This window comes from uncultured Gimesia sp., from assembly GCF_937919775.1.
GTDB lineage: Bacteria > Planctomycetota > Planctomycetia > Planctomycetales > Planctomycetaceae > Gimesia.
Genome location: NZ_CALFPF010000582.1, coordinates 1 through 4,529, shown reverse-complemented (window position 1 = coordinate 4,529; position 4,529 = coordinate 1). Strand labels below are relative to the sequence as shown.

The window sequence follows — 4,529 nt, the reverse complement described above, 5'->3', positions numbered from 1 at the left end:
GAAATATTGCCTTCCGCGAGACCGACGTGGCGCAACGGGTGCGCATGCAGAAGCTGACGGAAGAAATCATGATGCCCGAGCGGGCGGAAAAAGCATCGATCCAGTTGGAAGCGATCGGTAAAAAATCCATTCCGATTCTCAAAGCGGCTTTGAAGAGCCCGCTGCTGGAAGTTCGTTTTCATGCGGCGGTGGCGCTGGCTTATCTGGATGACGGATCGGGTCTGAAAGATCTGGCTGAAGCAGCCCGGGAAGAACCGGCATTTCGCGTGTATGCATTGGCGGCGATGTCTGCCATCGATGAACCAGAGGCCCATCTCCTGTTGCGCGATTTAATGAGTATGACCAGTGCTGAAACACGCTATGGTGCATTCCGTGCTCTCTGGACTCTGGATAAAAACGATCCCTTTATCCGAGGTGAAGACATGAACGGGCAATTCCTGCTGCATGTCTTACAGACGGAATTAGAAACAAAGAGTCTGCACGATCCCGATGCGAAAGCGGGCAGTCCCAAAAATGGCGGCCCCATGATTCATATTACACACCGTAAACATCCTGAAGTGGTCCTCTTCGGTTCTGAACAGGAATTCCGGGTTCCGATCGCCGTCCGGGCGGGTGATGTTTTGGTGACAGGTGCCGCCGGCGGTAGTGAGCTGACGGTAAGTAAGTATGCGGTCGGCGAACAGGATCAGCGGAAGAAAGTTTCTCGAAATATCGCGGTCGTAATCCGAACCGCAGTCGAGATGGGCGCCAGCTATCCCGATATCGCGCAAATGATTTTACAGGCAAATCAACAGGGGAATATCGAAGGGCAAGTGAAAATCGATGCTTTGCCTGAAGGGGGGCGTATGTATTATCGCCCAGAAGCCGAAGATTCTCTGATGGCTTTGAAATCAGGCGATATGAAGTCTTCCAAATCAAAAACCAGGAAGGGGTCGCGCGTCGGAAATCAAAACATGGTTCCCAATATTTTCCACTCAGGCGCGCCGCAGACGAAATCTTCGAAGAATCCGGGTGAGGAATCAGACTTTGATGATTCGGAAGAGCCCTCAGATATAGGAGAAGCGACATTGACGGATTCCCGAACGTCAAAATCATCTGGCGAAGATGAAAAATATATCAAGCAGAGCACGCTGCAGAGCTGGTTTCGTTATTTCATCAAATAATCCTCTTTGAAAAATCGAGTTGATTCAAGATCTGTTGCCCTTGATTCCTAATTGTTAATTTGAATTCAGGCTCCCCTCAGTCTGTTTACCCGTGTAAGGTTAAGTGATGCTGAAATCATTGGAACTGTTCGGCTTTAAGAGTTTTGCCGACCGGACCATCTTTGAATTTTCGGAAGGCATCACCTGCGTTGTCGGGCCCAACGGAAGTGGTAAGAGTAATGTCGTGGACGGGATCAAATGGGTACTGGGAGACCAGAGTCCTAAAAGTCTTCGCGGCAAGGACATGACGGATGTGATCTTCAACGGTGCCAAAGGGCGCAAGCCAAACGCCTATGCGGAAGCCACGCTGACCTTTAACAATCAAAAAGGCTTTCTGGACATCGATGCGCCGTTGGTGCAGATTGGCCGCAGACTGTGGAAGAACGGCGATTCCGAATACCTGCTCAATCGGAACACGGTGCGTCTGAAAGATATTCGCGATCTCTTTATGGGAACCGGTGCGGCGACTTCTGCTTACAGCATCATCGAGCAGGGACGCGTCGATCAAATTCTGCAGGCAAATGCTGCGACACGTCGCGTGGTGTTCGAAGAAGCTGCGGGCATCAGCCGTTATAAATCCAGAAAGGTCGATGCAGAACGCAAACTGGAGCGGGTCGGCCAGAATCTGCTCAGGCTGACCGATATTGTCGATGAAGTAGAAGCCCAGTTGAATTCGACTCGCAGTCAGGCCTCGAAAGCGGCCAAATTCCGCGAAGCATCAACCGAGCTGCGCAAGCTCTGGATGGGGATGGCCGCCGATGACTGGCGCCATTTGACCACGCAACGCTCTGCCATTCAGGAAAAAATCAATCAATGTCAAAAGCGGATCGATGAACTGAATGCTGAGTATCAATCGTACGAAGAAAAATTATCCGCCATTGATTCCGAGGTCGCAGACGTTGACGATCAATTGAGATCGGCTGAAAAAAAACTGGCCTCGCACCGGGAAGGCATTGCCGGAAATCAGACAGCCATTGAACATCAGCTCGACCGGAAACAGGAATTCGAAACCGAGATTATCCGTTTGCGCAAACAGCGAATTGTGATGACACGCAGGACATCGGAAATTCAGAAGGATCTCAAGGCAGTTTCCAGCGAGAAAACCCGATCCGAATCCGAATTCCAGATTCAACGCCAGGAGCTGGAAGAAACCCGAGCCGATATCGCAGCCGTTACAAAAGCAGTGGATGCGATCAATGAACAAATTCAACAAAAACAGCAACTGGTTCATGAGTTGAACAAGCAGTCTCTGGCTCTGGACAATCGGCTGTTTTCGATTCAGACACAACTGGAAACCTTCAATACTTCAGCGGCAAAATCGAATGAACGGCGATTGCAGCTGGAGACCAGAATACGGGAAGCAGAGTCTGTTGCTGAGAAATGCAACGCCCAATTTCGTCTTGCCGGAGAGAAAGTCGCTGAGTTTGCGCAATGCCTGTCCAATGTAGACGAAAAACAGCAGACTTTGTTAAGCGAGCAGGATCTGAAAACACAACAGCTTTCTGATCTGCGCGAAAGACGGAGTGCTTATCAGGCGCGAAAGAGCGTGCTGGAAGACCTGGAACGACGTCAGGAAGGAATCAGTATCGGCGTCAAGGAAATTTTGAACCGGGCACAGACTTCCCACTATGCGCCCTGGAATACCATTATCGGCAGTGTTGCTGATCTGCTGGATGTCGATCTTGAACAGGCGGCACTCCTGGAAGTCGCGTTGGGGATTCGGTCTCAATTACTCGTGATCAGTGAATTCGATCCTCTCTATCAGTTTCTGAAGGAAGGTAAATATTCGATTTCCGGTCGGGTCGGCTTTATTACACGTCCCCCTCTCTCAGACCCGAAAGATCAGTCGCTACCGGCTGTAAACGGGTTCTCTGTGGAAGGGGATACTGCAGTCACGGAATCGTTCTCTGCGGAAGCCCGGAAGACCGCATTGGATTTGTCTGATCAGCGTGGGGTGATTTATCGCGCCGATAAATTAGTCAATCTGTCGGCTGAGAATCAGTTCCTGGCCGAATTGTTGCTCTCTGATACCTGGATCGTGGATTCCTTCGAGACGGCTGTCAGACTGTCTCGGTCGGAAGGGAAAAATTGCCGCTTTGTGACTCTGCAGGGAGAACTGGTCGAAGCAAATCAGTCGGTCTTTGTCGGTGCGGTCCGTGGCGAATCTGCGATTTTCACGCGCCGGAGTGAACTGAGAAAACTGAAAAATGATCTGATCAGAATTGATCGCACACTGAATGATAATGAGTCCGCTCTCGAAAAACTGGACTTGTTATTATCGACGGTCGATGAAGAACGTCGTTCCTGGCAGGAGCAGATGCAGCAGGGGTCAGAACTGCTCGCCACAGAAAAAGCGGCGAAGGCAGCAGCCGAACATAAGCTGGAGCAGTTAAACGAGGAATTGACGACTGTCAGAAAGGATCTGGCAGAACTGGAAAGTCATTCGCAGAAACTGCAGACAGAATCGGAAGCGGTATTAATTGAGAAACAGGAAACAGAAAAAAAACTGGAAAGTCTGAATTCAACAATTCAGCAGGATGAATCCGTCTTGTTGAACAAACAGTGTGAAGTTCAGGAACTGAAAGAACGGCAAAATGCCAGAAAACTGGAATTGGCAACGCATGAGGAACGTTTAGCGGGCCTGGACCAGCGGTGCGTTCGACTGAAACAGGAGTTCGAACAGCGGGAACAGCAGCAGGACGAATCCAACCGGCGTTTTGAATTGTCGCTGGAAAAAAACTCACAGATTAAACTGCATATTTTAAATACCCGCGCTGTGCTCGACGAACAATATTTAATTCAGGAAGCTTTGTTTGAGCAGGCAGGCTCCCTTTCCTCGCTGCGTGATGAAAAACGTCAGTTCAAAAAGCAACTCAGTTCCGAGGAAGCTGCGATCCGCAAAGAGCGACGTGAATTGAGTGATAAAAAACACGAAGAAGAAATAAAAACCCGCGATATCGAACACCAGATCAGCACACTGGCCGAACGTATTGAAGAAGAGTATCAGCTTTCACTCGAAGAGATTGTTTCCACGGGTGAATCGGTGCTGAAGCAATATCTGGAAGAGCAGGCTGAGTCAGAACTGGCATTGAGTGAACCAGATGACGAATCTGGAATCCAGATGGAATTACTGGAACAGGATAGAGAAGCAAACGAGATTGAGCTATCGTCAATCGTTGAGGAAAATGAAGAGCGGGTTGAGATTGAACTCGTCGAGGATGGTTTCGATACTGCGCAGGCAGGTTTTAATATCAAGCTGTACCTCGAAATCCGGCCGGAGATTGAAGCACAGGTAAATCGTCTGCGGCGCAAGATTAAAATGATGGG

General features: G+C 49.6%; 2 protein-coding genes. Both read left to right on the top strand.

Annotated elements, in window-relative coordinates; all coding sequences use genetic code 11:
* On the top strand, nucleotides 1-1,163 hold a 1,163-nt coding region (locus Q0294_RS16860; protein WP_299467792.1), incomplete at its 5' end, for a HEAT repeat domain-containing protein.
* A 106-nt stretch (nucleotides 1,164-1,269) separates the two neighbouring features.
* A partial coding sequence (locus Q0294_RS16855; protein ID WP_299467776.1) for an AAA family ATPase occupies nucleotides 1,270-4,529 on the top strand: 3,260 nt, incomplete at its 3' end.